This is a genomic window from Vibrio sp. 2134-1 (genome assembly GCF_033339495.1).
Genome location: NZ_JAWOUS010000070.1, coordinates 1 through 1,958, shown reverse-complemented (window position 1 = coordinate 1,958; position 1,958 = coordinate 1). Strand labels below are relative to the sequence as shown.

The following is a 1,958-nucleotide window of genomic DNA, read 5'->3' as shown; positions in this document are numbered from 1 at the left end:
AACCGAGCCAAAAACACACAAACCTTAGCCCTAAATATTTTGTTTTAACTGCGTTTTTCTCGTTGGCAACTAACGCCTTGTTAAGGTGTGAGGCACGCAATACCGAAGGTTCCGCATAACACCTTAACCACTAAAACCAACGCATGGTAAAAATGCCACGCGTGCCGAATCACTCTTGAACAATTTGTTATACGAATTTTTTCAGTGCCGACACTTGCTGTTCAAATAACTCACAATCTGACTTTGAGTATGACTTAGCTACATTAACCCATTGAACGCCCGTTTCATCTATGTGGCGAAACTCGACTTGAAGTGCATATTTAGAACAACGAAAAAGAGCAAAAACCAAACCTACAACCGTCAGACTAAGAACTAAAACTAGTAGCCATTGTGGCACCTCTTCCAACCTTGGAATAACTAACCAAACTGCCCCTGAAAAAACACACACCCAGAATAAAACTTGACCTAAATTATCAAGAAAACTTAACTTTTTAACCCTAACATTGTTTATCTTAGACAAAGGATATGAGTCTTTCTCAAACCTGAACTCTTTTGAATCCAAGTTAAAATCAGTATTTTTGTACATAATTTCCCTCTATTCGTATAACGCCCAATTAAGGGGTGAGTAACGCTGCCACCCAACCTAGCGCATTGTACCGTAACCACTAAAATTGAAGTAGAAACCAAAATGCCAAGCGTTGGGAATCCTTCTTAAATTGCTTGTTATGTTCGTAGCCATTTGTACATGACGTGACTATCAACTAACCCTAGATGAGCATGCTTATATGCCTTGGGAATTGTACCTATGATTTGAAACCCCAGCTCCTCCCAAAGCTTCACCGCAACTTCATTGGTAGAGACCACGCTGTTAAATTGCATGGCATCAAAGCCAAGTTCTAGAGCAGTTTCCTGAGAATGTTCACACATAAGGCGTGCAATGCCCTTACCTCTAGCTTTGCTAGAAACCATGTATCCACAATTACATATATGGCTACTTGGCCCCATTGCATTTGGCTTGATGTAGTAAGAGCCCAGTACAACGTCATTTTCTACGAAAACAAAAGCTTTCAGGGGAGATTCACACCATAAAGTAAATGCTTGTTCTAGCGTCATATTTGGGTCAAAGGCATAAGTTTCTTGTGCCTGGATTACCGCAGAAAATGTTGGCCAAAACGACTCAAAATCGGCTTTTGTGACTTCCCTAATCATGAATTTCCTCCTAGAACATAACGCCCTGTTAAGGGGTGAGCAACACAATACCGAAGCTTCCGCATACCCCTTAACCACTAAACACAACGCATAGTAAAAATGCCACGCGTTGCGAATCACTCTTAAACAGTTTGTTAAATTACATGCCGAAAGCCATTTTTAGTACCATTAGCTAATGGTGTTCTGTCGGGCTATTGCAAGTAATAAGGTATTTTTTTAGTCGTTGCAGAGGCTCAATATTATCAAGAACAATTGTACAAAATATATTGCCAAACATTGGGACTAAAGCGGCTGTCCACGCTACGTTTGTACTCAAGTACCAATTGTTAAGTTTTGCAAAACCGACATATGAGCTAAAACTATAAAGATCAAAACACTCTTTTTTGATTGCGCAGAATACAGTTAAAACATCAAAACTTCCCCAGGTTCCAGTTTTAAGCCACATGTACGAACCATACAGTGTCGATGCGATCAAAACCAAAATCGGAGCGACAAGTCCAAACAATACAAAATCATCGCTTAGCCATCCAAGAAGTCCCCAAAGTAAAACTAACGAGAATAATATTAATAATGCCACCTTTTACCTCACTGATGTTTATTGTTGTAATTGGTGTACCCCACAAAAAGTAGACAGTACATAACTACATACTTTCGTACTCAACTGGGCTGACATGCCCCAACGCTGAGTGTCTTCTTCTGCGATTGTAAAATACCTCGATGTATTCGAAGATGCCCATTCGGGCTTCTTC

General features: G+C 40.1%; 4 protein-coding genes. All 4 read right to left on the bottom strand.

Translation table 11 applies throughout. The features are described 5' to 3' along the window. Positions 1–187 precede the first annotated feature (187 nt). Complete coding sequence (locus tag R7R78_RS23890; RefSeq protein ID WP_225474348.1) at positions 188–586, bottom strand: DUF6232 family protein; 399 nt, start codon at positions 584–586, stop codon at positions 188–190. A gap of 137 nt (positions 587–723) precedes the next feature. Next, on the bottom strand, positions 724–1,209 hold the full coding sequence (locus R7R78_RS23885; RefSeq protein WP_225474347.1) for a GNAT family N-acetyltransferase: 486 nt from the start codon (positions 1,207–1,209) through the stop codon (positions 724–726). A 172-nt stretch (positions 1,210–1,381) separates the two neighbouring features. Beyond that, a complete protein-coding gene (locus R7R78_RS23880) occupies positions 1,382–1,786 on the bottom strand; it encodes a hypothetical protein (RefSeq protein ID WP_053304442.1) in 405 nt (134 codons plus the stop codon). 64 nt (positions 1,787–1,850) lie between these two features. Continuing rightward, a partial coding sequence (locus R7R78_RS23875) for an IS3 family transposase (protein WP_225474030.1) occupies positions 1,851–1,958 on the bottom strand: 108 nt, incomplete at its 5' end.

Excerpts from the sequence above, each read along its gene's own strand:
- R7R78_RS23890 (WP_225474348.1), bottom strand. The coding sequence starts at position 586 with ATGTACAAAAATACTGATTTTAACTTGGATTCAAAAGAGTTCAGGTTT.
- R7R78_RS23885 (WP_225474347.1), bottom strand. The coding sequence starts at position 1,209 with ATGATTAGGGAAGTCACAAAAGCCGATTTTGAGTCGTTTTGGCCAACA.